The organism is Oricola thermophila (genome assembly GCF_013358405.1).
GTDB classification, from domain to species: domain Bacteria; phylum Pseudomonadota; class Alphaproteobacteria; order Rhizobiales; family Rhizobiaceae; genus Oricola; species Oricola thermophila.
In genome coordinates this window covers 2,008,130-2,031,873 of the sequence record NZ_CP054836.1, presented here as the reverse complement: position 1 = coordinate 2,031,873, position 23,744 = coordinate 2,008,130, and the positions used below count along the sequence as shown (strand labels likewise).

The 23,744-nt window shown below is 65.4% G+C and carries 29 protein-coding genes; 27 read left to right on the top strand and 2 right to left on the bottom strand.

Annotation, left to right across the window (positions count from 1 at the left end; translation table 11 throughout):
* The first annotated feature begins 12 nt into the window (after positions 1–12).
* The gene (locus HTY61_RS09925) at positions 13–636 is read left to right on the top strand and encodes a type VI secretion system-associated protein TagO (protein WP_175276637.1); all 624 of its coding nucleotides are present in this window, start codon (positions 13–15) and stop codon (positions 634–636) included.
* A gap of 3 nt (positions 637–639) precedes the next feature.
* Here HTY61_RS09925 and HTY61_RS09920 read toward each other — a convergent pair whose 3' ends face one another.
* Positions 640–1,341: an XRE family transcriptional regulator gene (locus tag HTY61_RS09920; protein ID WP_175276636.1), complete on the bottom strand. Its 702-nt coding sequence runs from the start codon at positions 1,339–1,341 to the stop codon at positions 640–642.
* A gap of 94 nt (positions 1,342–1,435) precedes the next feature.
* On the opposite strand from HTY61_RS09920, the gene HTY61_RS09915 reads away from it, so the two are divergent.
* The 13 genes from HTY61_RS09915 (at position 1,436) to HTY61_RS09850 (ending at position 12,209) form a co-directional block, all read left to right on the top strand.
* The gene (locus tag HTY61_RS09915) at positions 1,436–1,747 is read left to right on the top strand and encodes a hypothetical protein (RefSeq protein ID WP_175276635.1); all 312 of its coding nucleotides are present in this window, start codon (positions 1,436–1,438) and stop codon (positions 1,745–1,747) included.
* 238 nt (positions 1,748–1,985) lie between these two features.
* Entirely contained in the window at positions 1,986–2,480 is a 495-nt protein-coding gene (locus HTY61_RS09905) for a hypothetical protein (RefSeq protein ID WP_175276633.1), read from the top strand.
* Positions 2,480–3,352, top strand: coding sequence for a ParB N-terminal domain-containing protein (locus HTY61_RS09900; RefSeq protein ID WP_175276632.1), 873 nt, complete (start codon positions 2,480–2,482; stop codon positions 3,350–3,352). The genes HTY61_RS09905 and HTY61_RS09900 overlap by 1 nt, the downstream gene beginning before the upstream one ends.
* The gene (locus tag HTY61_RS09895) at positions 3,349–6,042 is read left to right on the top strand and encodes a DNA methyltransferase (RefSeq protein WP_175276631.1); all 2,694 of its coding nucleotides are present in this window, start codon (positions 3,349–3,351) and stop codon (positions 6,040–6,042) included. Before HTY61_RS09900 ends, HTY61_RS09895 begins: the two co-directional genes overlap by 4 nt.
* Entirely contained in the window at positions 6,039–6,440 is a 402-nt protein-coding gene (locus HTY61_RS09890) for a hypothetical protein (protein ID WP_175276630.1), read from the top strand. The genes HTY61_RS09895 and HTY61_RS09890 overlap by 4 nt, the downstream gene beginning before the upstream one ends.
* Entirely contained in the window at positions 6,437–7,261 is an 825-nt protein-coding gene (locus tag HTY61_RS09885; protein WP_175276629.1) for a hypothetical protein, read from the top strand. Before HTY61_RS09890 ends, HTY61_RS09885 begins: the two co-directional genes overlap by 4 nt.
* Complete coding sequence (locus HTY61_RS09880) at positions 7,258–7,596, top strand: hypothetical protein (protein ID WP_175276628.1); 339 nt, start codon at positions 7,258–7,260, stop codon at positions 7,594–7,596. The genes HTY61_RS09885 and HTY61_RS09880 overlap by 4 nt, the downstream gene beginning before the upstream one ends.
* Positions 7,574–7,774: a hypothetical protein gene (locus tag HTY61_RS09875; RefSeq protein ID WP_175276627.1), complete on the top strand. Its 201-nt coding sequence runs from the start codon at positions 7,574–7,576 to the stop codon at positions 7,772–7,774. The genes HTY61_RS09880 and HTY61_RS09875 overlap by 23 nt, the downstream gene beginning before the upstream one ends.
* On the top strand, positions 7,771–8,010 hold the full coding sequence (locus HTY61_RS09870; RefSeq protein WP_175276626.1) for a hypothetical protein: 240 nt from the start codon (positions 7,771–7,773) through the stop codon (positions 8,008–8,010). The genes HTY61_RS09875 and HTY61_RS09870 overlap by 4 nt, the downstream gene beginning before the upstream one ends.
* Positions 8,007–8,828: an HNH endonuclease signature motif containing protein gene (locus HTY61_RS09865; RefSeq protein WP_197945299.1), complete on the top strand. Its 822-nt coding sequence runs from the start codon at positions 8,007–8,009 to the stop codon at positions 8,826–8,828. The genes HTY61_RS09870 and HTY61_RS09865 overlap by 4 nt, the downstream gene beginning before the upstream one ends.
* Positions 8,825–9,187 carry a hypothetical protein gene (locus tag HTY61_RS09860; RefSeq protein ID WP_175276625.1) on the top strand — a complete coding sequence of 121 codons (363 nt, stop codon included), beginning with the start codon at positions 8,825–8,827 and terminating at the stop codon, positions 9,185–9,187. The genes HTY61_RS09865 and HTY61_RS09860 overlap by 4 nt, the downstream gene beginning before the upstream one ends.
* A complete protein-coding gene (locus HTY61_RS09855) occupies positions 9,184–10,425 on the top strand; it encodes a DUF7146 domain-containing protein (RefSeq protein WP_246272772.1) in 1,242 nt (413 codons plus the stop codon). Before HTY61_RS09860 ends, HTY61_RS09855 begins: the two co-directional genes overlap by 4 nt.
* Positions 10,422–12,209 (top strand): DNA primase family protein, encoded by a 1,788-nt coding sequence (locus tag HTY61_RS09850; RefSeq protein ID WP_175276624.1) that lies wholly within the window; start codon positions 10,422–10,424, stop codon positions 12,207–12,209. The genes HTY61_RS09855 and HTY61_RS09850 overlap by 4 nt, the downstream gene beginning before the upstream one ends.
* A gap of 5 nt (positions 12,210–12,214) precedes the next feature.
* Here HTY61_RS09850 and HTY61_RS09845 read toward each other — a convergent pair whose 3' ends face one another.
* The gene (locus tag HTY61_RS09845; RefSeq protein ID WP_175276623.1) at positions 12,215–12,712 is read right to left on the bottom strand and encodes a hypothetical protein; all 498 of its coding nucleotides are present in this window, start codon (positions 12,710–12,712) and stop codon (positions 12,215–12,217) included.
* Positions 12,713–13,169: 457 nt separating this feature from the next.
* Between HTY61_RS09845 and HTY61_RS09840 the strand changes: the two genes are divergently transcribed.
* The 13 genes from HTY61_RS09840 to HTY61_RS09780 all read left to right on the top strand — a co-directional run bounded on the left by HTY61_RS09840 (position 13,170) and on the right by HTY61_RS09780 (position 23,744).
* Positions 13,170–13,925 (top strand): hypothetical protein, encoded by a 756-nt coding sequence (locus HTY61_RS09840; protein WP_175276622.1) that lies wholly within the window; start codon positions 13,170–13,172, stop codon positions 13,923–13,925.
* A gap of 84 nt (positions 13,926–14,009) precedes the next feature.
* Positions 14,010–14,765, top strand: coding sequence for a hypothetical protein (locus tag HTY61_RS09835; RefSeq protein ID WP_175276621.1), 756 nt, complete (start codon positions 14,010–14,012; stop codon positions 14,763–14,765).
* Positions 14,766–15,024: 259 nt separating this feature from the next.
* Complete coding sequence (locus tag HTY61_RS09830; protein WP_210268605.1) at positions 15,025–15,690, top strand: hypothetical protein; 666 nt, start codon at positions 15,025–15,027, stop codon at positions 15,688–15,690.
* Complete coding sequence (locus tag HTY61_RS09825; protein ID WP_175276619.1) at positions 15,687–17,711, top strand: phage terminase large subunit family protein; 2,025 nt, start codon at positions 15,687–15,689, stop codon at positions 17,709–17,711. The genes HTY61_RS09830 and HTY61_RS09825 overlap by 4 nt, the downstream gene beginning before the upstream one ends.
* Positions 17,712–17,714: 3 nt before the next feature.
* Entirely contained in the window at positions 17,715–17,966 is a 252-nt protein-coding gene (gpW, locus tag HTY61_RS09820; protein WP_197945298.1) for a gpW family head-tail joining protein, read from the top strand.
* A complete protein-coding gene (locus HTY61_RS09815; RefSeq protein ID WP_175276618.1) occupies positions 17,963–19,669 on the top strand; it encodes a phage portal protein in 1,707 nt (568 codons plus the stop codon). The genes gpW and HTY61_RS09815 overlap by 4 nt, the downstream gene beginning before the upstream one ends.
* A complete protein-coding gene (locus HTY61_RS09810; protein ID WP_175276617.1) occupies positions 19,666–20,550 on the top strand; it encodes a S49 family peptidase in 885 nt (294 codons plus the stop codon). Before HTY61_RS09815 ends, HTY61_RS09810 begins: the two co-directional genes overlap by 4 nt.
* Before the next feature lie 19 nt (positions 20,551–20,569).
* Positions 20,570–21,112 (top strand): hypothetical protein, encoded by a 543-nt coding sequence (locus HTY61_RS09805; protein ID WP_175276616.1) that lies wholly within the window; start codon positions 20,570–20,572, stop codon positions 21,110–21,112.
* Positions 21,113–21,130: 18 nt separating this feature from the next.
* Positions 21,131–21,490 carry a head decoration protein gene (locus HTY61_RS09800; RefSeq protein ID WP_175276615.1) on the top strand — a complete coding sequence of 120 codons (360 nt, stop codon included), beginning with the start codon at positions 21,131–21,133 and terminating at the stop codon, positions 21,488–21,490.
* Between the two features lie 10 nt (positions 21,491–21,500).
* Positions 21,501–22,529 (top strand): major capsid protein, encoded by a 1,029-nt coding sequence (locus HTY61_RS09795; RefSeq protein ID WP_175276614.1) that lies wholly within the window; start codon positions 21,501–21,503, stop codon positions 22,527–22,529.
* 94 nt (positions 22,530–22,623) lie between these two features.
* Entirely contained in the window at positions 22,624–22,983 is a 360-nt protein-coding gene (locus HTY61_RS09790; protein ID WP_175276613.1) for a kinetochore Spc7 family protein, read from the top strand.
* 9 nt (positions 22,984–22,992) lie between these two features.
* Positions 22,993–23,322, top strand: a complete 330-nt coding sequence (locus tag HTY61_RS09785) for a head-tail joining protein (RefSeq protein ID WP_175276612.1) — start codon at positions 22,993–22,995, stop codon at positions 23,320–23,322.
* Positions 23,322–23,744: a hypothetical protein gene (locus HTY61_RS09780; RefSeq protein ID WP_175276611.1), complete on the top strand. Its 423-nt coding sequence runs from the start codon at positions 23,322–23,324 to the stop codon at positions 23,742–23,744. The genes HTY61_RS09785 and HTY61_RS09780 overlap by 1 nt, the downstream gene beginning before the upstream one ends.

Genomic DNA, 23,744 nt, shown 5'->3' with positions numbered 1-23,744 from the left:
AGAGGTATGGCGATGAGGGTATCAGTAACGATTGCCGCGCTTCTGCTTGCTGCGGGCTCGCCGGCGACGGCGGCGGAGCCGCTTCGTGCGCAGCTCGAGGCCTGTGCGGGGGAGAATAGCGATCTCGACCGGTTGGCCTGCTATGACCGGCTTTCCGGGAGGACGCCGAAGACGAGCGTCTCGCGGCGGGGAAACTGGCAGGTGGAAGAGAGGATCTCGAAGCTGACGGATGACCGCAATGTGTTTCTGACGACGTTTTCGCGCGAGGCGGTCGATTGCGGACGGTTCACCCGTGAACCAATACAGCTGCACATACGGTGTATGGAAAACACGACGGCTCTCTTCTTTGCGACGCATTGCCACATGACTTCGAGCCGATACAACGACTACGGCGACATCGAGTACCGGTTGGACAGGGATCCTGCGGGAGTCGTCTCTGCCGCTGAATCGACGGACAGCTCGTCGCTCGGGCTGTGGAGCGGAGCGAGGTCCATACCGTTCATCAAGGGTATGTTCGGGAAATCGGAACTTGTCGTCCGCATGACGCCCTACGGGGAATCTCCGTTCATGGCGACATTCGATATCTCCGGCCTCGAGGAGCAGATCGCTCCGCTGCGCGAGGCCTGCGGCTGGTAGCGATCAGACGCCCGCGATCTCGTTGCGGGTGAGAACCCGGTGAACGGCCTTCACGTTTTCGAGCGGGAACTCGATCGTGTCCGGCGGGTTGAACTGTGTCGTGACGACGGTCGTCGCGGTGCTGCGCTCATAGCGCTTCAGTGCGGCCTGGGTGCCGTCCGTTCCGTTGTCTCGCGTCTGTACAATCACGTCGTCGCCGGCGCGCGGCGGACGGTGCGGGTCGACGAACACGATGTCGCCGGCATAGTAGCGCGGCTCCATTGAGGTTCCGACGACATATAGCGCGTAGATATCCTTCTTGCCTGCCAGCGCCTCGGGCCGCTTGGCCCATTCGATGACTTCCGTGGTCAGGGTCAGCGTGCCCGCGGCCGACCCGGCTGCTGTGCCGTAGACGGGCACCGGGGCGGGCGATGTTGATGGCTTCTCGGGCACGGGGCGAACCGATGACCTGACAACCGGACGGTTCGGGACGGCTTTTGCGCTTGGATCTTCGCCGAGAAGCTCCGCGAAACTGGCGTCGAGCGCTCTTGCGATTGGCCCGATATACTTGTCGGACAGGCGAACCTTGCCGAGCTCGATCTTGCTGATCAGGGAGGCGTCGGCGTTCGTGATGTCGGACTCCGGGTCCGCATTGATGCGCTCGGCCAGCTCGGCCTGGGTCATCCCCAGCCCTTTTCTCAGTTTCTGGATGAAGTTCCTTGCCATGGCATGATCATCTCCACATTGGAGAGCGATGGAAGGGTGTTTTTCGCCTTTTCGCCACTTGACCAAAATGGCAATATCTGCCTATTTTGGGAATATGAAGCTTGCCGATTGGAAAACAAGCCGCCGTCTGACCTGGGCGCGCCTCGCCGAACTTCTCGAGCTGGACGGCGCGCATGCGGGGTCGACGCTTCGCCGCATCGCGCTCGGTCGTCATGGCGCCGATGCCGGGTTGATCGCCCGGGTCGAGGCGTTGACCGGCGGAGCGGTTGCGGCCGCCGACTTTCACCGCGCGCGCATGGACCACATTGCCGATACCGCACCGCGAAGCCTGCCCGATGCGGCGTTGCTTGCGCGGCTCCGCGAGCGCGGCGCGTCCCTTCCCGTACACGAGGAGATCACCCCATGACGCCTTTCCCCCATGTCGTCTGCGCATCGGGCATGCACCTCGGCGTCCCGGCCGGTGACGTTGTCGCCGCCGCCCGGGCCTCGCTGCGGCGGTCTCTTGCCGAGATCGAGGCATCGTTCCGTTCGGCTTCCGGTTGCTCGCCATGTCGGACCCTCCGTTTCGATGATGTCATGGAAGCCGAACCGGCGGCCGCCGTCACGGAAATTGCGCCGGCGGGATTTTCCGCGGGGAGGGGCACATGGTGAGGGCAACGAACGAGCATCAGCGCGCCGCGCTGAAGGCTGCGGTCCGCCACGCGATCCGACGTTGTGGTGGTGGTGCGACCGCGCAGGATGCGACGCGCGTCAACGCGGCCGCGCTCTCGAAATACGGCTCCGGCGACTGGCCGGACAACCACGTTCCCGTCGACGTGGCGCTGGACCTGGACCTCGACGCCGGGGAGCCGGTGATCCTCTCCGCCCTGGCGCGCGAACAGGGCTACGACCTGCGGCGGGTGGAGCCGGTCGCGGCCGAAGGCGACGGCGATGGCGAGTTCTCGCCGCTCGGCGCGCTGGCCGGATTGACGAAGGACCATGCCGGGCTGATCGCCGCGCTCGTCGCCGCCGCTTCCGACGGCATTCTGACCGAGACGGAGATCCGGGCGATCGAGGCCGAGGCATACGAGCTGCAAAGCCAGCTTTCCCGCCTGCTCACCGTTCTCGGCGTCGCGCGCAGCAAGGGGGAGGCCGCGTGATGGTGCAGCAGCTTCGGCCCATTGTCGTGCGGGACATTGATACTGACGCCGTGGACGTCTCCCGGGATCGCGGGGAAATGCCGCGGCTCGGGTGGGTTAGGATCGAGGATCTTGTGGTCGATGACTCCTACCAGCGCAGCCTGACCGACAAGTCGTGGCGCAAGATCAGGTCGATCGCGGAGAAGTTTCACTGGTCGCTCTTTACGGCCGTCGACATTGCGCCGGCAGGAGACGGGAAATACGCGATCATTGACGGACAGCATCGCACCCATGCGGCCGCATTGTGCGGCATCGAGAAGGTGCCTTGCCGCGTCATTATTGCCGACCGCGTCGTTCAGGCGCGGGCCTTCGCGGCGATCAATGGCGACGTGATGAACGTCACGGTCTGGCAGATCTACAAGGCGGCGCTGGTCGCGGGCGAACAGTGGGCGATTGCGTCTCGTGACCTGGTCGCCTCGGCCGGGTGCCGATTGATGGAATACAACAAGCCGAGCCACCAGAAGAAGCCGGGCGAGGTATACGCGGTCAACTTCGTGAGGGAGTGGGCGACAGCTGGGGAGGCTCGTCGGCGGGCTTTCGTTGCTGCCCTGTCTTCGCTCCTGAGTTCTTCGTCTGGCAACGCCGCCGCAAACTGGACGAATACCCCTCTCTCGGCGTGGGTCGGCGCTGTCTATGTGAGCGACATCGAGGACGAGGATCGTCTTCGTGCAGTCCTGAACACCATAGACATGGGAGAACTATATGAGTGCGCGAGGCGGGCTGTAGCCGCGAGGCGGAGGGCGGGGCAACCAACCTGCTCGACCGCCGACGAGTTGCGCGAGGTGCTTGTCGACGCCCTTTGCGGCGGCGCGTCGGGGCGGGGTACTGCATGACGGACCTTGCCGCATATGATGCATTCCTGCGCGCCAAGGCGGCTTCGGCGCGCCCGGCCGGCGAGGCCGTGACGGCGGCGGACATCAACCCGCTGCTCAAGGATCACCAGCGCGCCATCGTCGAATGGGCGGTGCGCGGAGGCCGCCGGGCCATCTTCGCGGCGTTCGGTCTCGGCAAGACCTTCATGCAGATCGAGGCCGTCGAGTGCCTGCGCCGCCTGCATGGCGGCCGGGGCCTGATCGTTGCGCCGCTCGGCGTCCGCCAGGAGTTCATGCGCGACGTTCTCACCCTGGCGACAGGCGAGCATCCCGACATCACGGACGCGCAGCGCGCGCAATTGCATGCGTGGCAGGACGGTCGGCCTGAGCGGGTTCCGTCCCTCCGCTTCATCCGCAGGATCGAGGAAGCCGACGAGACCGGGCTCTACATCACGAATTACGAGACGGTCCGCGACGGCAAGCTCGACCCGAGGCTGTTCGACATCACGTCCCTGGACGAGGCATCCTGCCTGCGGGGGTTCGGCGGCACGAAGACCTTCCGGGAGTTCATGAAGCTGTTCGCCGGCGACGACAGGCACGCCGGAACGAAGAACGATGGCGTGAAATACCGTTTCGTGGCGACCGCGACGCCAAGCCCGAACGACTATATCGAGCTGCTGGCCTATGCGGCCTATCTCGGCATCATGGATGTCGGGGAGGCGAAGACGAGATTCTTCCGCCGCAACTCCGAGAAGGCGGACCAGCTGACGCTGCACCCGCACAAGGAGGAGGAGTTCTGGCTTTGGGTATCATCCTGGGCCGTGTTCCTCCAGAAGCCCTCCGACCTCGGATTTTCCGACGAGGGCTACGAGTTGCCGCCGCTGACGGTACGCTATCACGAGGTCAGGTCCGATCTCCTCTCCGGACGCGAAACGCGCAGCGGGCAGATGCAGCTTATCGCGGATGCGGCCGTCGGTGTGGTCGACGCGGCGCGCGAGAAGCGGGCAAGCCTGCCGGCCCGGATAGCCAAGGCAGCCGAGATCAAGGCCGCCAGCCCGGACGACCACTTTATCTTCTGGCACGACCTCGAGGCCGAGAGGGTTGCGCTCGAAAGGGCCATTCCCGGCATCGCGACCGTCTACGGCTCGCAGGACCTGGAAGAGCGCGAGCGCGTGATCGCCGGCTTCTCCGACGGACGGATCAGCGATCTCGGCGGCAAGCCCTCCATGCTCGGTTCCGGCTGCAATTTCCAGCGACACTGCCATCGCGCCGTGTTCACCGGCATCGGCTTCAAGTTCAACGACTTCATCCAGGCGATCCACCGGATCCAGCGGTTCCTGCAGCCGCGCGAGGTCGTGATCGACATCATCCATTCGGAAAACGAGCGCGAGGTGCTGCGCAATCTCCTCGCCAAGTGGGAGCAGGACAAGCGCCTGAGGGAAAAGATGGGCGAGATCATCCGCAAGTACCGCCTCAACGAGCAGGCCATGGCCGAGGCCCTTGAGCGGTCGATCGGCGTGGAACGGATCGAGGTGAAGGGGGAGAAATACCGGATCGTGAATAACGATACCGTCATCGAGACGAGCCGCATGGCGGAGAACTCGGTGGGGCTGATCGTGACCTCGATCCCCTTCTCGACGCAATACGAATACACGCCATCCTACAACGACTTCGGTCATACCGACGACGACGATCACTTCTGGCGGCAGATGGACTTCCTGACGCCGCAGCTCCTGCGCGTGCTGCAGCCCGGCCGGTGGGCCTGCGTCCATGTCAAGGACAGGATCGTGCCCGGCGGCATCAACGGCCTCGGCTTCCAGACGCTCTCGACCTTCCATGCCGATTGCATCCATCACTTCCGCAGGCACGGCTTCGCCTTCATGGGCATGAAGACGATCACGACGGATGTCGTGCGGGAAAACAACCAGACCTACCGCCTCGGATGGACGGAGCAATGCAAGGACGCAACCAAGATGGGGTGCGGCGTCCCCGAATATCTGCTCCTGTTCCGCAAGCCGCAGACCGACAGGTCCAAGTCCTATGCGGACGTTCCCGTCGTCAAGGCGAAGAAGGAGTGGGACCGCGAGGCAGGAGCCTGGAAAAACCCGGGCGGATACAGCCGCGCGCGCTGGCAGATCGATGCCCACGCCTATGCGCGGTCTTCCGGCGACCGGCACCTCAAGGCCGAGGAGATCGCCGGGCTGCCGGCTGACCAGGTCTACAAGATCTGGAAGGAATTCAACCTGTCCGCGATCTACGATTTCGAGCACCACGTCGCCATCGGCGAGGCGCTCGAGATGCGCGGTGCGCTTCCGCCGACCTTCATGCTGCTGCCGCCGCATTCCTGGCATGACGATGTCTGGAGCGATGTGGCGCGGATGCGCACCCTCAACGGCGAGCAGAACGCGAAGGGCAGGGAGATGCATCTCTGTCCCCTGCAGTTCGACATCGTCGAGCGCGCCATAACCCAGCTGTCCAACCCCGGAGACACGGTGTTCGACCCGTTCGGGGGCCTGATGACGGTGCCCTATTGCGCCATAAGGCTGGGGCGGAGGGGGCTCGGCGTCGAGCTCAACCCCGGATACTTCCTCGACGGTGCGGCCTATTGCCGGGCGATGGAGGAGAAGATGTCCGTTCCGTCGCTGTTCGACTATCTCGACGCGGCGGATGGCGATGGCGTCGAAGAGCGCATGCCGGAGGCTGCCGAATGACGGCGCGCTCGCGGATCGTGATCGTGACGGACGACGCCGAGCGCGTCCGCCGCGAGGTCTTCGGCGGAACGGTTCCCGCCTTTGCGCGCATCGTGTCGAGCGCGACGGATTTCGACAGCATAGGCCCGCGCGACGAGGCGTTCGGCATCTTTCACGCGCCGCGCGGGCGGGAGTGCGCCGTGGCGGTAGCCTGGCGCGACTTCTGGACCCGCCATCATCCGAGATTCGGCCTGTCTCCCGAGCGGCTCTCCGGTTTCGCGCGCTGGCGAGCGGAGCGCGGACTGCCGCCACATCCGGCCGTTGCCGACATCTCCGCTTTCGGCGCGGACCGCCTGCCTTCCGGGGCGAAGGCCGTTTCCGCGTCCGCGCAAGCCCAACCCAGCGAGGTATCCCGATGACGATCGATCTCTACAGCATCAACTCCATGCCGGCCGGTCGCGTCCTGCCGGAGCAGGTCGGGCCGGACGCGGTGGAGGCCTACGGGCGATCCTTCCCGGATCCCGAAACCCTTGCAGCCATGCCGCGGGCGATGCGCAGGGAGGCTGCGCTGCTGGCTGCAGAGGCCGGGCTCGACGCGCCGAAGGGCAGCCTGCCCGCGCGGACGGCGGTGCTGCCGTGGCGACCGGCCGGGGCGGCCGACAATCGTCGCCGCGCAGACAATGGAGAAAGCGCTGGCGCGGGCCTGCTGCGCGCCTTCATCGCCGACTGCCTGCGTTTCCGTCCGGCAGAGTCCACGGGCTGGATATCCTGTGCCGACATCCATGCGCTTCACTGCGCATGGTGCCGTGCGAACGGCCACGAACCGGCCGAAAGCCGCATTCTCGGCATGATGATCGGCGATCGGGTCGCGCGCGAGCGGCGCGGCCACATGAATGGCTATCGTGGCCTGGTCCTGTCCGAGGTTGCCGCCTTCTACAAGAGCGACGTCGCCATCGTACCCGAGGACGACGAGGCGGTGCGTGTATTCGCCCGCGAGTGCCTGGCGCCCGGCGAGGGGTGGGTTTCCTACGCCGCGCTGCAGGACGCGCTTGCCGGGTGGTGCGCAATGAAGCGCTGGCCGCAACCGCCCGCGGCCATTTTCCGCCACGCCCTGGTTGCATCCGGCGCCCGACCGAAGCGCGGGTCGGAAGGCCATTCCGGATATTCGGGGATTTCGCTGTCCGCGCTCGGCGAAGCCCTGGCGGGCGGACGCGCCGCCGCACGGAGCGCGGCGCAATGAGATCCTTCGGCAGGCCGGATCCCGTCGTCCTGTTCATCGCGCCGGACATCGTGTCGGCCGACAGACTGATCGAGATGCACGGGGTGGACAGGCGCGCGGGTGGCTGGCGCGCGATCACGAAGGCGAGCGACCTGCGCGGCTGGGGGCGGTGCCCCTGCGTGATCGCGCCCGACGAGTGGTGGACGGCGCGCGGCTTTATGCCCGGGTCGTCTGCCGACCTCCTGGCGATCGTGCGCGCCCGGCTCGCCAGCGGGCGGCTGTTCTTCGCCGGACCGGAGGACATCGAGGAATGCAAGGCAAGGGAGATCGCCCATGGATATCCGCTCCGCGCCTGACGGCAAGGTGATCGCGCTGCGGCGCGACGAGGCCGACTGGCCGGCGATAAAGATGATCGCCGCGCTCGCGCTGACCGAGACTGGTCGCTTTTCCGAAACCGACATAGCTGCCGCCCTGTCCGTGCCGCCGCAGGTGGTGCGCAGCATGGTCGAGGCGGGGAGGGGAGAACCGAGATGAAGAACAAGCTATCCGACCTCAACAATCACCTTTTCGCGCAGATCGAAAGGCTTTCCGACGAGGACTTGAAGGCCGAGGACATCGATCGGGAGGCTCGAAGGGGCGAGGCGATCGTGGCTGTCGCGGACCAGATCATCCGCAACGCGCGGTTGCAGATCGATGCCGCCAGGCTGGCCTCCGAATACGGATCGGATCCGACGCCGTATCTCCCGCAGATCGAGGGAAAGCGGCAATGAGACGGCGGCGCATCGAGTACAGCAGCGAGGAGATGCGCTGGCTGGAAGATAACCGGATGATGGTGATCTCCGACTATCACCGTGCCTTCGTGGAGCGTTTCGGGCGGCGGGACGTGACAGCCGACAATCTTCACGGGCTGCGCAAGCGAATGGGGTGGAAAGTCGGGCGCGCACCCGGCCGGCTTGCGGGACGGTCGCGGAAGTTCTCCGAGGTCGAGCTTGCATGGCTCTCCGAGAACCGGACGATGCCGATCGGCGATTATCACCGTGCTTTCGTAGAGCGTTTCGGGCGAACCGACATTACACGGCAGGCCCTGCATGCCCTGCGCAAGCGCAAGGGTTGGAAAACCGGCCGGACCGGGCGGTTCGGAAAAGGGCATGTCCCCGCCAACAAGGGCCGGAAGATGCCGTGGAACGAAAACTCTGCGCGCACCAGGTTCCGCAAGGGGCACCGTCCTCACAACTACAGGGGTGCGGGTCACGAATCGATCGACGAGCACGGCTATGTGTGGATGATCGTCGACGAGACGAACCCCTACACCGGCGCACCGACGCGCCGGGTCCAGAAGCACAAGTGGCTGTGGGAACGCGAGAACGGCCCCGTGCCGGAAGGGCATGTTCTCAAGTGCCTGGACGGGGACAAATCCAACACCGATCCGTCGAACTGGGAATGCGTGCCGACAGGGCTTCTGCCGCGGCTGAACGGCAAGTGCGGGCGCGACTACGACAATGCGCCAGACGAGCTCAAGCCGGCGATCATGGCTGTCGCAAAGCTGGAGCACGCAGCGAGGAACAGACGGGCGGAGGCTGCGGAATGAGTAAGGCCGACAGGCTGGAGAAATATACGCTGTTTGATTTGCGATTGATGTGCGAGCGGGCTGCCAAGGTGCTTGTCGCAGAGCACGGTTTTCGCGCCGATGAATTCGTTCCGGCAGATGGCGACGAAACTGTCTATGCGCCGCCGGGCCTCATTCATGAGGATAGCAGCCATCCTCGTCTGAAATACTACTGCACACCGCTTCCCGGAACAAAACTGTATTGGTCCTATGCCCCCCTGACTGGTGAGGGCGACTGCGAGCTTCCTAGCGAGATACTCTCGGGTATCGAATTTTGGAGTACATTCGATCCTGACGAGTACCAAGTGGCGCACGGCGATGCGGCGGAGGCCGCCGAATGAGCGCGGCAACGGATGCATTCATCGAGGAGGCGCGAGCCGTCGGGGTGCTGGAGGCGTTCGATCGCGCGGGCGGTCAGCGCGGCGGGCTGCGCAGGGCGGGCGCCGAGTGGATCGGACCGTGTCCGGTGGCCGGCGGGCGCGACGGCTTCGCCATCCATCCGGGCAAGAACGCCTGGAACTGTCGCAAATGCGGCGTTGGCGGAAAGGACGGGATCGGGCTTGTCGCGCACATGCTCGGTCATGACGTGAGGACGCGGGACGGTTTCCTGTCGGCCTGCGCAGCCGTGCTGATGCGCGATCCCCCGGACGGAAGCCCCGAAACCCCGGAGGCGCGGGCCGCGCGCGAGCGGGCGGTCGCCGAAGCGAGGGAGAAGGCCGAAAGGGCTGCGGCGGCGCGCGAGCGCGAGCAGAACGCGTTCCGCGAGCGCGAGATCGCACGCGCGCAACGCATCGTGTTCGCGGCGTCCGCGTTACGTGAAGGTGACCCCGTGAAAGCCTATCTCAGGGCGCGCGGCGCGGATCTGTGGCAGGGCGTGCCGACGCGCATCAAGTTCCATGCCGATCTTCCGTACTGGGCCGACAGGGAAACCTGCATCGGCGCGTTCCCGGCCATGGTGATCCCTTTCATGGCGGCCGACGGGGCGTTGATCGGCTGCCACTGCACATGGATCGACCTTTCCAATCCGCCGAAATTCCGCAGGGACTTTGGCGTGGACGAGGCCGGCTGCCCCCGTCCGTCCAAGAAGATGCGCGGCCGCAAGAAGGGCGGCATCCTGCCGCTTGCCGGGCATGGCGGACGCGCGCGGCGCTGGGTGGTCGGCGAGGGGGTTGAGAATACTCTGGCCGTGGCGCTGTGCGAGGGCTTTCGCGGGGATACCTTCTATGCCGCCGCCGGCGACCTGGGCAATCTCGCCGGAAAGGCGGACCCGGCATCCCGGTTCCGCCACCCGACCGAAAGGCGCACCGACGCGCTCGGCCGGTCGCGGCCCGTTTTCGTGCCGGGGCCGGAACCAGACTGGAGCGCCGAGGCGATGCCGGTCCTCGATCACGTGGAAGCGCTTGTGCTGCTGGCCGATGCCGATTCCGAGCCGGTATTCACGGCATCGGCCATGGCGCGGGCGCGAAAACGCCACGGGGCGCCCGGCCGCACGGTCGCGGTCGCCTGGCCAGCGCCGGGCCATGGCGACTTCTCCGAATGGGTGTCGGACGGGATGAGGGAAGGGCTGGAGACGGCATGACGAAAGGAAAGGGCAATTCGGTTCCGAAGGCGGTCGCTTCCATAATCGCCGATGCCGAGCGGCAGGCCGCCGCCCTGGCTGCCGGACACTTCCTCGACGGCGAGGATGGCGAGCCGGTTGCCGGCGTTGCCGACGGGCTGGACCCGGAGGTGGTCGCGCATTGCGCCACGCTTGACCATTCCGACACGGACAATGCGCGGCGCCTGCAACTGCATTTCGGCCGCGACCTGATCGTGATGGCGCAGGAGGGGTCGGAAAAGCCGCCCTACGCGGCATGGACGGGAACGCACTGGGATTTTCCCTCCGGCCCGCAGCGCGCGCTGGCGATTGCACAGAAGCTAGGCGGCGCGATCGCGCTCGAGACGGCGTATATGGAGCCGACCGAGGCCGAGGCCGCGGCGATAGGGGCATGGGAAGCGATGGCGAAGGAGCGCGGCGTTCCCGTCGATTGCGACATCTCTGACCTGCCGACGAGCTGCAAGCAAACGGCCTCCCGGGCGCACAAGGCGCAGGCCAATTTCGCCAAGCGCGTCCAGCGCCGCCACGCCCACGCCGTCACCTCGAAGAATATCGGCCGGATGAACGCGGCGCTGACATGCCTGGCGCCGCACATCCTGGCGGACGCAGATTCCTTCAACGCCGATCCGCTGCGCTTCGCCTGCCTGACGCACACGATCCGCTTCGATGTGAGGGAAGGCAAGGTGCCGAACCCGGACAGCGGGGAGGACCCGACCGCACCGCTCGAGATCGACGGCAAGACGGTGCGGGTGATCGCGAAACGCGGGCACGACCGCGGGGACAGGATCACGGCCGTGGTGCCGGTGAAATACGACCCGCAGGCGAAATGCCCGAAATTCATGGCATGGCTGGAGGAGTTTTCCCCGAACCCCGAGGTGCGGCGCATGCTGCAGGTCTCCAGCGGCCTCGGCCTTCTCGGCCTCGCCGTGCAGCGGCTGTTCTTCCACTACGGCAAGGGCGCGAACGGCAAGAGCGTGTTCATGGAGACGATCGGCCGCGTGCTCGGCGACCTCTCGATAACGCTGCCGGCGGAATCGATCACCGGACGGCAGAACTCGGGTTCCGGACCGTCGCCGGACCTCGCCCGTCTTTACGGCCGGCGGCTGCTGCGCGTGGCCGAGCTGCCGCAGGGCGAGCCGCTGCGCATAGAACTGATCAAGAAGTTGACCGGCGGCGAACGCTTCCCGGTGCGCGACCTGTTCAAGGGATACTTCGACTTCACGCCGATCTTCGTGGCGCACATGTCGGGCAACGGCTATCCGCGCACCGACGAGACGGACAACGGCACGTGGCGGCGTCTCGTTGTCGTCAAGTGGCCGAAGACGATTCCGACGGACCAGCAGCGCGACTTCGAGGAAGTGCTGGCGGAGTTCGAGCCGGAATATCCCGGCATTCTCAACTGGCTGATCGAGGGGGCGAAGATATTCCTGACCGAGGGGCTTGTGATCGCGCAGGAGAGCCTTGCCGAGACGGCGCGTTACAGGGCGGAAATGGATCCGCTGGCCGGTTTCGTCTCCGCCTGCATCGCCGCCGACGAGAACGAGAGCATCCAGGCGCGCGACATGTACTCGACCTACGTGCTATGGGCGTCTGAAAACGGCGTCAAGCCGATCTCCGAAACCGCCTTCGGCCGCAAGATGCCGAACTATTTCCCGCGCGACGACAGCGGCCGGACGCGGCGATATGTCGGCTGCCGCATCAAGTACCGCCCGTCGGGCGACCCTGCGGACCGGCAGGCGAGCTATCCGGAGGGCTATGCCGGATGACCGGCTCAGGGGAGGATGTCATCGTCTTCGGGGGTGGCGCTTTCCACGGCGTCGAACGCGCTTTCCACATCCATGCACGCATCCTCGATGTCGTCGATGAGGCTCTGCAGCTTGTCGTATCCGGCGTCGGTGTTGAAATGAAGCTCGTCCTGGAGCGCCATCGCATCATCGGAGAGATCCTCGGCTGCCTTCACCATGGGGGCGAGGGCGACCAAGGCGGCCTGCCTGCCGATCTTGCCATCCCGAAGATCGTCCTCGATCGACGCGGCGCGCCTGGCCATGCGCGCCATCTCGTTCTTCCTTTCGCGCCATGGCTTGAGCATGGCCGTGACGTCGGCGGCGGTGAGCTCGGTCCAGTTGCCGTCGCGGTACAATTCGGCATATGGCTCGCGCGGCGTTGCGCTGCGTTTTTTGCCCGATTTGCGGCGGCGACCCTTTCCCGATCCCCCAACTACGGACAACACAAGGCCTATGGCGATGACGGCCGCAAGAAACGTCCCCATGCAGCGAATCCCCCCATTTGTCGCAATGATCCCCGTGCCGCGCGAGTGCTGTCAAGGCGACGCATGGCCGATGTCGGTTTTGCTGGACCCAAATCTTCAGCCGGTGTGGAGTGGATGCCCCGCACCCCTTCCGGCCCGAAGGCGGCTCGAAACCGTCTCGAAACGCCGGAAATTTCGAGGGTTTCGAGGCTCTGCGAGGGTTTCTGCGAGGGTTTTTATTCAGCGGAAACAATGACTTGCGAGGGTTTCGAGGGTTTTTCGGCCCCATATGCACGCGAAAAGGGGGGAGGGGAAAAAGCTTCTCATGTACCTATGGAACGGCAAAACCCTCTCAACCCACTTAACTTGTTGAAATCATTAATAAAAAACCCTCGCAAAAACCCTCTCATACCTTCGAAACTATCGCAAGTCATTGATTTTAAAGAATATTTCTGAAAACCCGGAGGTTGATGGCAGGATGAAGACGATATCTGTGCGGAAGCTGCTGGAATGGGCTTTCAACGACGAGCTGCCGAAGGCGCAGCGCGAGGGCGGTGGAACGACCGGCGCCGTTTCGGACTTCTGGTCGCGTTTCGCGGAGCTCGGGACGCTGGTGGACGTGTCCGTCAACGCGTTCGGGGTGGTGCCGGATTTCTCGGCCGAGGGCGACCCGCATCCCGACGCGGTGGCGGTTGCGGGGGCGGTGCGCGGCCTGCCGGCTTTTGACGTGCCGGAGGGGTGGTTTCCCTTCCCGGAATGGCGAGGCGCGTTGCATCCCCTGGCGCGCGATGCCGTGGAGGCGTGGCGGCGCGAGCAGGGCGGCCCGCGCGAGGCCGCGCCGATCGTGATCGGCGCCGCGGTGCTTCGCCGGGAGCCGTCGTGGTCGTGCGACGAACCGAAGGCGTCGCCCGTGATGCGCAACGGCAGGCCGGCCTGGTTCGTCAGGGAGTATCGCCGGGACCGGCTGACGGGCGAGGAAATCGCCGTCGAGGTGGACGGGATGAACCGGCGCACGGGCAGGCCGGTCAAGGGCGCCTATCGCAAGTATGCGCTCAATCCCGATCCGCGCGGCGCCATCCTCGACCGGGCGGATTATCACGTCTGGCGATGCGCTCTGGAGCATCTGGCCCGGGCTTTGGACGGGCGGCTGACGGCGCATCGTCTCTCCGGCGACTTGCCTCCGGCCGAGCCGTGGCGTCTGAAGCTTTCGGGTTCACCTCCGGAAAGTTTTTGATTGCGGGGGAAACTTGACATAGTCTCGACCTCAATAAGAAAGGCGATACGGACCCGGCGCGGAGGCGGCGGGTTTTTTCATGCCATGCTGACCGTCCGCGACAATCACCAGGCATTCGACGCGCAGCTGGCGCGCGATCTCGGAAGGGATCTGCCGTTTGCCGTGGCGCGGGCGATCACCTGGACGCTGAAGGACGTTCAGAAGAACAGTCCGAACTGGATGCGTCGCGACTTCGACAACCCGGTACGCTGGACGCTCAACTCGATGCGTGTCGAACCGGCGACCAAGCGCAAGGGGTATGGCCGCGTCTACTTCAAGGACGAGCACAAGGCCGGCGGCAAGGGAACGAATGCCGGCCGATACCTGTTGCCGAACATCAAGGGCACGCGCAGGCCGCACACGCGATGGGAGAAGTTCCTGATTGCGCGCGGGGTGATGCACCGCAACGAGTACGCCATGCCGGCGAGCGGGATCAGGCTGGACCGGCACGGCAATGTGCCGTCCCGCATCTATCCGGAAATCATTGCGCAGCTGCGGCTCGGCATCAACGGTATCGGCAACGCCAGCGAGACGACGATGAGGCGGCGAAAGGCGCGCGGGGTCGGTCGCATCTTCATACCGCAGCTTGCCAAGGGAACTGCTGCAAACAGCCTGCATCGGGGTATCTGGCATCGCAGGAAGGATGGGACGATCGAGCCGCTGTTCATCTTCACCGAGAACTGGCCGGCATACGAGGTCCGCTTCCCGTGGAAGGTCTACGCGCGCAAGACGGTGGCAAACCATTTGCCCCACCAGTTGCGGCGCTCGGCACGGATGATCCTGAGCAAGCCGAACCGCTGAGGCGCGGGTCCTTCCATGCCCGCCGGCACCAGCGGGTAATTCGGGCCCCGGTTTGTTTCCAGTCGATGCGGAAAACCGAAGCCTAAAATCGAAGCCTTAAAAGCAGCCGCCGGACTAAATTCGGCGCGCGTCCAAGGCTCGCAGACCGGCAATCCGGTCGCTGCTTGGAGCGCGCGGCGTGGCCAGCCTGACGGCTCGAAAGGAGATGCCGCAAGGTCGATGTGTCGCGGCGTGACGGAGCGCAATGACCGAAACGACCATGACGAAGGGCGAATACGCCGCGCGCCGCGGCGTCACGCCGGCACGAATCTCGCAATACATTGCGGACGGCAAGATCGGCCCGAGCGCGTTGAAGGGCGAAGGGCGCTCGGCGCGTATCATTGTCGAGATCGCTGATCGGCACCTCGCCCAACGTCTCGATGCCTCCCAGGCGCTCGGCGCGAACGGAGCGATGTCCCGCGCGGTGAATGAAACGCCGCAGCCGGACCGCCCTGCGCCACATCCCCCCGCCGGCTGCGATGGCGACCTCCAGCGCCGGCCGGCGGGGGTGGCCGAGACAGAGACCGAGGCAGCGCTTCGGGTGGCCGCGCAGGAGAAGGCGGAGCAGGCGAAGCTGCTGACCGCGAAGATGCGGAGGCAGGAAGCGCTCGAGACCGGCCGCTACATCCTGGCGGCCGATGCTCGCGCGCAGATCGCACGCGCGACCTCCGCCGCCTTCAGGGTGATGGAAGCCGGCATTCGCAACATGGCTGCAGACCTGGCGGCGCAGTTCGAACTGTCCGAGGCCGAGGTATCCCACGCCCTGGTCAAGAGCTTCCGGGCCGTGCGCGAGCGCGCCGCAGCCGACTTCAAGGCGCAGGCGGAAGCCTTGCCCGAACACGTTGAGGATGGCGAGGAAGTCGACGACGGCGAGGCATCGCAATGACCTTGCTCTACAACGCCGACCGCATGCTGGCCGAGTGTCTTTGCGAGGTGACGACGCCGCCACCTCCCGTCGACTACCTGGCATGGGCCAAGGAACATATCGAGTTCTCCCCGGGTACGTCCGACTTCCCGGGCAAGTATAACGAGAAGCTGTTCCCGTTCTTCACCGAGATCCTTCATGCGCTGTCGCCGGAGGACCCGTGCCGATTCGTGACGCTCGCGAAGTCGGCGCAGGTCGGCGGCACGGTGCTGGCGAACATCTTTGCATTGGGAACGATCGATCTGGACCCCTGCCTGTTTCTCTACGTCCATCCGACGGACGAGATGGGCGACCGTTGGTCGAAGCAGAAACTGACGCCGATGATCAGGGAATCTGAGCATCTGCGCTCGCTGTTCCCGGACAAGTCGCGCGATGCCGCGAACTCGGTTCGCTACAAGGAACGGAAGGATGGCCGTGGCGCGATACAGGTGGCCGGCGCGAACTCCGCGGCAAACTTGTCTCAGATGTCCTGCAAGTGCCAGGTGCATGACGACGTCGCGAAATGGGAGGACAATGCCGGCGGCGATCCGGAAAGCCAGGCAGAGAGCCGAGCGAAGACCTATCGGAACGCGAAGATATTCAAGATATCGACGCCGCTGATCTCGCCCGGTTGCAGGATCTCCCGCGCTTACGATGCGGGAAGTCAGGAAACCTACCGCGTCCCGTGTCCTCATTGCGGCGGCTTCCAGGCGCTGGATTGGGAAAACATGCGGGATCATATCGATCTCGACCATCCCGAGCGGGCGCATTTCCGCTGCGTGCATTGCGGCGAGAAGATCGAGGAACGCCACCGGGCGTGGATGGTCGATCCGGCCAATGGTGCGCATTGGTTCGCGAAGCATCCGGAACGAAAGGGATATCACCGGTCGTTCCATATCTGGATGGCCTATTCTCCGCTGGAACGGTGGGAGACGATCGCCCGCGAGTGGGCGAAGGTGCAGCGCGGCGCAGCCGAGGATGCGAGCGCGGCGGACAGGCGCTCGATCGAGCAAACGTTCTACAACGATTCTCTCGGCTTGCCGTTGGTTCTGGACCAGGCCGCGGTCGACTGGGAGCTGCTGCGCGATCGCGCCGAGGAGAACACGCGCCAGCGCGGCGTCGTCCCGGCCCGCGCGCTGGCTCTGACGCTCGGCATCGACGTGCAGGAGACATGGGTCGAATGGACGCTGTGGGGCTGGGGGCCGTTTGCCTATTCCGCACCCATCGACCACGGCCGGATAGACGACCGCGCGGGCCGCGAGGGACTTTCGTCGCGGGAGCACTCGGGCCACATTTCAGAACCGGAAGTCCGGGCAGCGCTATCGGCGCTGCTGCGTCGGAAGTGGCGTGACGAGAACGGCGTGTGGCGCGAAATCGACCTGGCCGCCATCGACGGTAACTATTCGACCGACGATGTCTGGCAATGGGCGCGCGAGCATCCGCGATCGCGGGTGATCATGGTGCGCGGCGGCTCCGACCCTTTCGCGCCGGCCATCAAACAGGTGTCGACGGAAACGAACGCCAAGGGCCGCCAGAAGCGGAAAGCCTACACGTCCCGCTTCTTCAACTTCAATGCATCCGAGTTCAAGATGCGGCTCTATCGGCATCTTGCGAAGGAAGACCCGGATCAGCCCGGCTACGTCGATCTCCCGGCCGGCCTCGGCGACGAGTTCTTTCAGCAGCTCGTGTCCGAGGTTCGCGAGCCGGTTCAGTCGCGCGGGCGGCTGACATGGCGGTGGGTGCTACCGCACGGCAAGCGCAACGAGGTTCTCGACAACGCCAACCAGGCGCGCGCCGCTGCCTATCGTCTCGGAATACCGCTTTGGGGAGACGATGAATGGGATGCGCGCCGCGACGCGCTGGCGCGGATCGCGCCGTCCGAACCGGACCTAGAGGATCTGATCATGAAACCGCAGGCTCCGGCCGATGTCTCGCGCGGAGAGCCTGAACAGGATCGCGCCGAACGCATCGCGAGGGCGCGCCGCAACCGCAGGGGCAGATGATCCATGGCGCTACCCGCGATCACGGTGACAACCGAAAACCGCGACATGTGGATGCAGCGGCTGGCCGAGGCCGAAACCGCGCTGCACAAGCTCAACACCGGGGCGGCGGTCCAGAGCCTGTCCTATGATGGCGAAAGCGTGACCTTCACGCCGACATCCTTGGGAAAGCTGCGCAACTGGATCGGCGAGCTGCGCGTCGCGCTTGGCTTGCAGTCGATCTCCCGACCGCGCTCGAGGAGGGTGTCCTTCCGATGACAGAACCCGTGATCTATGGCGCCAACGGCGATCCGCTACCGCAGGACCTGCGCCGGATGGCGCGGACGCGCGCGCGGATCAATGCGCTTGGCCGGTTCAATCCGGCCTATCAGGGCGCAGGCATCGATCATCCGAGCCTCCGCGACTGGAGCGCGCCTTATGTCTCCGGGCAGGGGGCTCTCGCCGGCGAGAGGGAGATCCTCGCGGCGCGCGTGCACGACCTGGTGCGCAATGACGGCTGGACATCGTCGGCTGTCACGAAGAAGCTCAACAACATTGTCGGTTCCGGCTGGCGGCTGAACGCGCTGCCCAACTGGCGCGTTCTGGGTATCTCCCGCGATGAGGCGGAGGCCGTGTCGGACCGGATCGAGGCGCTCTGGCTCGATTACGCGACCGAGACGGGGTTCTGGGCGGACGCCGAACGTGCCGGTAACGTGTCTTCCGTGCTCGGCCTCGCGGCGCGTCACTACATTATCGACGGGGAATCTTTCGGTGTTCTCGTCTGGCGCGATGAATCTCCGACCGGGTTTCAGACGGCGATGCAGGTCGTGCATCCGCAGCGTTGTTCCAACCCAAACATGGTGCCGGACCGGGAGGACTTGCGCGACGGTGTCGCGCTGGACGCGCTGGGCGCGGCGTGCGGATACTGGTTCCGCCAGGCCCATCCCGGCGACCGGTTTCTGGCCGGCCGCAATCCGATGACGTGGGAGTATTTCCCGCGGGAGACGGAGTGGGGCAGGCCGCGCGTGGTCCATTGCTACACGCGCGGCGAGGCTGGCATGACGCGCGCGGTGTCGGATTTCGTGGCGAACCTGCGCAAGCAGCGGCAGATCCACCAGTACGACGACTTCGAGCTGCGGGCGGCCGGCATGAATGCCCTGCTGGCGGCGTTCATCAAGACGCCATTCGACGCAGAGCTGCTTGCCGATGCCATGGACGCCACGGACCCGGCACAGAAGTTGTCGGACACCATGCAGGCCATGGCGGACGCGCAGGCCAGCGTCTACTCGCAGGACCCGATCCGCCTCGACGGCGCGCAACTCAACTTTCTCAATCCGGGCGAGGATGTAATTCTCACGCGCCCGCAGCACCCGAATTCTGGTTTCGAAGCCTTCGTCAAGTTCGGTCTTCGCAATCTCGCGGCAGTCGCAGGGATCACGGCCGAGCAGCTGACGCAGGACTGGTCGGAGGTCAATTATTCCTCCGCGCGCGCTGCGCTGCAGGAGGTCTGGAAGGGCTTCCACACGATGAAGGCTGTTGTCGCCTCGCAGTTCATGCAGCCTTGGTACAGGGCGTGGCTGGAAGAGGTTTTCGACAAGGGGCTTGTCGAGGTTCCTGCCGGCGCCCCGCCGTTTCGAGATGCGCCCGAGGCGTGGGCGCAGGCCGACTGGATCGGGACCGGCCGCGGCTACATCGATCCACAGAAGGAAGCCGAGGCTGCCGCGATGCGGATATCTCTCGGTGTTTCCACACTGGAGCGCGAAGCGGCCGAGCAGGGGCTCGACTGGAAGGCGGTAGCCGAGCAGCGGGCGCGCGAGCGCGAGTTCCTGCGTTCGCTCGGCATGGATCCCGATGCCGGACGCCCGGAAGCCCGCATCCAGCCGCAGGAACCTGACGAAGAGGAGCCGTCGGCGGCCGAACAGAAACGCCGGAGGGCACGGTCCCGCTCGGGCGTTCCGCTGATCGCAAGGAGACCTGGATGACCTATCCCTTCGCACGCCTGGCCTCGAAATGGATCGACACTCCGCTGATGATCGAGCCATCCAAGGCGGTAACGATCGCCAACGCCTTCGCGCCGCGGGTGCTCGGTGGCGCAGTCAATGTGCTTGGCGATATGGAGCAGCCTGTTGTCGAGGCGGGTATTCTGCGCGAGCGCCTGCGTGACCACTATGATCGCCACGAGACACTGCACAGGACTGACGGCGGGGTAGCGGTGATCGAGGTGGAGGGGACGCTTGTCGACAAGGGGGCGTTCCTTGGCGCTTCCAGTGGCGAGACCAGCTACGAAGGGCTTTCCGTCCAGGTGGCCGATGCGCATGACGACAGCATCAAGGCCGTTGTCTTCGAGTTCGATTCTCCGGGCGGCATGGTCGACGGGTGTTTCGAGCTTGCCGATGAGATTTTCGAGCTATCCAAGGTCAAGCCGACCATCGCCATCCTGACCTCATGCGCAGCGTCCGCTGCCTACCTGCTGGCCTCGGCATGCGGGTCCATCGTCGTTCCGCGTTTCGGTGTCGTCGGTTCGATCGGGGTCATCACCATGCATGTCGATGCGCGCCGCGCTGCGGAGGACCAGGGCTTCGACGTGACCGTGTTTCGCTCCGGCCTGAAGAAGGCAGACGGTCATCCGCTGGTAGAGCCGAGGGATGGCTGGAGCGAGGAGATGCAGGACCGTCTGGATCGCATGCGCGACGCGTTCGCGGAGACGGTCGCGCGCTATCGCGCCGGATCGATTTCCAAGGAATCCGCCCTGGCGACCGAGGCGGGTGTCTATGAAGGGCAGGACGCGGTCGACGCGGGCCTGGCCGATGCGGTCGCCGACCCGAAGAAGGCCTTCAGGGCCTTTGTTGAGCAGTACGGCTAGAGGCCGAAAGGAGAACCACATGAGCAAGACCCTGACGGGGGCGATCGGCCTTGTCGCCGGTCGCATGAAGGCGCGCGCCGAAAATCCCGATGACGAGCCCATCGAGGGCGAGGAAGAGGAAACGGGCGCGGAAACCGAAGCCGGGGACACGGCCGCCGAGGGCGAGCCGCCGGTCGAGGAAGAGGACGGCCCCGCCGCCGGAGATGAAAGCGACGGCGACGAGACGAGCGCGGACTATCAGCGAGGTTTCGAGGCGGCAAACATGCGCGCCGCGACAATCCTCGGCTCCGAGCATGCGTCGCGGGTTCCGACGCTCGCCGCCCGGCTGGCATTCGAGACGGCGATGAGTGCCGAGGATGCCGTTGCCACCATGGCTGCTGCTGCGGCAGACGCGCCGTCCGCCGCAGCGAACGAAGGCTCCCTTGCGTCGCGCATGGCCGCCCATCGCGGCGGCGTCCGTCCCGAGGGCAAGGCGCGCGCGAAGACCGATGGCGGTGACGGCGCGCTTCTCGCATCCGCCCAGTCGCGTTTTGCGCGGCGCCGCGCGGTCGACACGCAGTAAGCCACAAGGAGAAACGAAATGGCATCCGAGACCATTCTGCCGGGCGACCTGATCATCAGCGATTTCCCGGTCGAGACCATGCCCATCACCATCGTCAGCGGTGCGGGCGAACTCAAGCGCGGAACGGTGATCGGCATGATCGCCGCGTCGCGCAAATACAACCAGTCGCTCGGCGCATCGAACGACGGCTCCGAAACGCCGAAGGCGATACTTGCGGTCGATGTCGACGCAACCGCGTCCGACGTCGCCGCGGTTGCCTACCGCGCCGGTACCTTCAATGAGGACAAGCTGATCCTCGGTGCCGGCATCACCCTCGACGGTGTGAAGGCTGCCTTCGAGGACGCCGACGCGCCGATCTTCATCAAGTCCGTGAAATAGGAGGCCTCGAATGAGCCTTTACACCACAACCGGCCTCCTGGCCGCCCTCGCAGCCATGGATCGCCCGACGGCGTTCCTGCGCGACACGTTCTTCCCGAACGTCGTCGAAAGCCCCGACGAGGAGATCGCCATCGACAAGCTGCTGAAGCGCAAGAAGATGGCGCCATTCGTCTCGCCCGACGTTCCGGCGAAGGAGCGTGCGATCAGGGGCCGCAAGGTCGAAACTTTCAAGCCGGCATACGTGAAGCCGATGTCGACTATCCGCCCGAACGACCTGGTAAAGCGTGCGCATGGCGAGCGTTTCGGTGGCGGTGTCACGCCGGCCAGCCGCGAGGCCGACATCGTCAACCAGATCCTGCTCGACCACGAGGACGAAATCACCCGACGCGAGGAGTGGATGTGCGCGCAGATCCTGCGTACCGGGTCCGTCACCGTGGAGGGCGAGGACTACGAGACGCAGATCGTCGACTTCCAGCGTCCCGCCGGTCAGACTGTCGCGCTGGCCGGAACGGACCGCTGGGGCGAGGAAGGAGTCAAACCGCTGCGCACCATCCGTTCCTGGGCGACGCTGACGCAGAAGGCGTCCGGAGGAGCCGTGTCGCAGGTCGTCATGGGCGCCGGCGCAGCGGAGATCTTCCAGGAGGATGCCGACGTCCGCGAGGTGCTCGACAATCGCCGCCAGTCCGGCGGGTCCATGCAGCTCGGCCCCGTCGCGGTCGGCGCGGAAGGGCAGCCGATGGCCTATCTCGGCTCCATCGGCCAGTTCGACTTCTGGACCTACTCGCAGTGGTTCGAGGACGATGCCGGCAACGAGGTTGAAGTGTGGCCCGAATACGGCGTTGGCCTGATCGCGCCGGCATCCTTCGCCGGGAACATGGCCTACGGCGCCATTCTCGACATGGACGCTCTCGTGCCGATGGCGCGCTATCCCGACTATGTCGAGGAAAAGAACCCGTCGCGTCGCAGCATCATCACGCAGTCCGCGCCGCTTCCGGTTCCCTCCGAAGTCTCCGGTTCGTTCTTCGCGACCGTGCGCTGACGCCCGTCCCCTCACCGTGGCGTCGGTTGACCGCGCCGGGTTTCCCCCGGCGCGGTGCGCCGATTTCACGCCAACCATTGCGAAAGGAAACATCATGGCAAAGACGCACAGGTTCGCCGTCACCCTGAATGTGGGCGGCAAGCGGTACGCGCCCGGTTCCGAGGTGCCGATCGGTGGAAAGAACGGCCTGCCGGAGGACCAGGTCGAGGCGATCGAAGCCGTGCACGGCAAGTGGGACAAGAGCCCGGCCGGCGCCCGTGCGCTGCGCGAGGAGGCCGTGGCTGCGCGCGAGCGAGAACTGGCCGAAGCCCGTAACGAGATTGCCGGTCTGGAGGAAAAGCTGAAGGCCGCGAACGGGGCGATCGCCGCGCGCGACAAGCGCATTGCCGAGCTCGAGGCAGAGGTCAACCAGCTGACCGACCCGGCCAATCAAGGCCAGAACCCGAATTCCTGACGTGGCGCAATGAAAGCGCCCGAAATCTTCGCGCCAGCGGCGGAGGCATTTGTCTCCGCCCTTGGGCGCACTGCGATCATTCGGAACACGGAAGGCGGCAACCCGGTTTCTGTCGAGGCGATCCTGCGATTGCGCGACGATGAGAATCTTTTCGCAGGCGACGGCGCATCCGCGATGTCCCGGCGCGGGACGGCAGCTTTCGCGACATCGGCCGCGCCGGATGCTGCCGATGGATGGACGATCGAGGATAGCGCTGACGGCGCGGTCTACACCATGCACGATCTTTCCGATGACGGGCGCGGCATGACGCGTGCAACGCTGCGAAGGAAGGATCCCTGATGGCACATCCGAGAAAGGCTTTTCGCAAGGCGGTTGTCGCTGCCCTGAAGGGGTGGCCCGACCTCGCCGGGTACGATGTCGCGGAGGCGCGGCTCGCGTCCGTCGACCGGGCGGCCGACAGGGCCATCTCCGTCTACACGCCATCCGAAAATTCGCGACGGGACGGACGCGGCAATCCGCTGAGCCGCGAGGTCCAGGCTGTCGTCGTTGGGCATGTGCGCGCGTCCGATCCGCAGGACGCGGCCGACGACCTCGCCGAGATTGTCGAGGCGGTCCAGCGAAACGACGAGAGCTTCGGTGGCACCTGCCGGACATCGCATCTGTCATCCACGGAGGTATCCCTGGATGACGGGGAGGTGCCCGGCGCTGTCGTCACTCTGACCATTTCCGCATTCATCCAGAGCGGCCCGGCCGCTAGCTAG

Bases quoted from the DNA above. Each gene is read 5' to 3' on its own strand.
- HTY61_RS09810 (WP_175276617.1), top strand. From the start codon at position 19,666: ATGACCTATCCCTTCGCACGCCTGGCCTCGAAATGGATCGACACTCCG.
- HTY61_RS09870 (WP_175276626.1), top strand. From the start codon at position 7,771: ATGAAGAACAAGCTATCCGACCTCAACAATCACCTTTTCGCGCAGATC.
- HTY61_RS09915 (WP_175276635.1), top strand. From the start codon at position 1,436: ATGAAGCTTGCCGATTGGAAAACAAGCCGCCGTCTGACCTGGGCGCGC.
- HTY61_RS09875 (WP_175276627.1), top strand. From the start codon at position 7,574: ATGGATATCCGCTCCGCGCCTGACGGCAAGGTGATCGCGCTGCGGCGC.
- HTY61_RS09865 (WP_197945299.1), top strand. From the start codon at position 8,007: ATGAGACGGCGGCGCATCGAGTACAGCAGCGAGGAGATGCGCTGGCTG.
- HTY61_RS09925 (WP_175276637.1), top strand. From the start codon at position 13: ATGAGGGTATCAGTAACGATTGCCGCGCTTCTGCTTGCTGCGGGCTCG.
- gpW (WP_197945298.1), top strand. From the start codon at position 17,715: ATGGCGCTACCCGCGATCACGGTGACAACCGAAAACCGCGACATGTGG.
- HTY61_RS09860 (WP_175276625.1), top strand. From the start codon at position 8,825: ATGAGTAAGGCCGACAGGCTGGAGAAATATACGCTGTTTGATTTGCGA.
- HTY61_RS09780 (WP_175276611.1), top strand. From the start codon at position 23,322: ATGGCACATCCGAGAAAGGCTTTTCGCAAGGCGGTTGTCGCTGCCCTG.
- HTY61_RS09880 (WP_175276628.1), top strand. From the start codon at position 7,258: ATGAGATCCTTCGGCAGGCCGGATCCCGTCGTCCTGTTCATCGCGCCG.
- HTY61_RS09790 (WP_175276613.1), top strand. From the start codon at position 22,624: ATGGCAAAGACGCACAGGTTCGCCGTCACCCTGAATGTGGGCGGCAAG.
- HTY61_RS09850 (WP_175276624.1), top strand. From the start codon at position 10,422: ATGACGAAAGGAAAGGGCAATTCGGTTCCGAAGGCGGTCGCTTCCATA.
- HTY61_RS09890 (WP_175276630.1), top strand. From the start codon at position 6,039: ATGACGGCGCGCTCGCGGATCGTGATCGTGACGGACGACGCCGAGCGC.
- HTY61_RS09845 (WP_175276623.1), bottom strand. From the start codon at position 12,712: ATGGGGACGTTTCTTGCGGCCGTCATCGCCATAGGCCTTGTGTTGTCC.
- HTY61_RS09785 (WP_175276612.1), top strand. From the start codon at position 22,993: ATGAAAGCGCCCGAAATCTTCGCGCCAGCGGCGGAGGCATTTGTCTCC.
- HTY61_RS09855 (WP_246272772.1), top strand. From the start codon at position 9,184: ATGAGCGCGGCAACGGATGCATTCATCGAGGAGGCGCGAGCCGTCGGG.
- HTY61_RS09815 (WP_175276618.1), top strand. From the start codon at position 17,963: ATGACAGAACCCGTGATCTATGGCGCCAACGGCGATCCGCTACCGCAG.
- HTY61_RS09840 (WP_175276622.1), top strand. From the start codon at position 13,170: ATGAAGACGATATCTGTGCGGAAGCTGCTGGAATGGGCTTTCAACGAC.
- HTY61_RS09905 (WP_175276633.1), top strand. From the start codon at position 1,986: ATGGTGAGGGCAACGAACGAGCATCAGCGCGCCGCGCTGAAGGCTGCG.
- HTY61_RS09795 (WP_175276614.1), top strand. From the start codon at position 21,501: ATGAGCCTTTACACCACAACCGGCCTCCTGGCCGCCCTCGCAGCCATG.
- HTY61_RS09800 (WP_175276615.1), top strand. From the start codon at position 21,131: ATGGCATCCGAGACCATTCTGCCGGGCGACCTGATCATCAGCGATTTC.
- HTY61_RS09835 (WP_175276621.1), top strand. From the start codon at position 14,010: ATGCTGACCGTCCGCGACAATCACCAGGCATTCGACGCGCAGCTGGCG.
- HTY61_RS09825 (WP_175276619.1), top strand. From the start codon at position 15,687: ATGACCTTGCTCTACAACGCCGACCGCATGCTGGCCGAGTGTCTTTGC.
- HTY61_RS09920 (WP_175276636.1), bottom strand. From the start codon at position 1,341: ATGGCAAGGAACTTCATCCAGAAACTGAGAAAAGGGCTGGGGATGACC.
- HTY61_RS09805 (WP_175276616.1), top strand. From the start codon at position 20,570: ATGAGCAAGACCCTGACGGGGGCGATCGGCCTTGTCGCCGGTCGCATG.
- HTY61_RS09885 (WP_175276629.1), top strand. From the start codon at position 6,437: ATGACGATCGATCTCTACAGCATCAACTCCATGCCGGCCGGTCGCGTC.
- HTY61_RS09895 (WP_175276631.1), top strand. From the start codon at position 3,349: ATGACGGACCTTGCCGCATATGATGCATTCCTGCGCGCCAAGGCGGCT.
- HTY61_RS09900 (WP_175276632.1), top strand. From the start codon at position 2,480: ATGGTGCAGCAGCTTCGGCCCATTGTCGTGCGGGACATTGATACTGAC.
- HTY61_RS09830 (WP_210268605.1), top strand. From the start codon at position 15,025: ATGACGAAGGGCGAATACGCCGCGCGCCGCGGCGTCACGCCGGCACGA.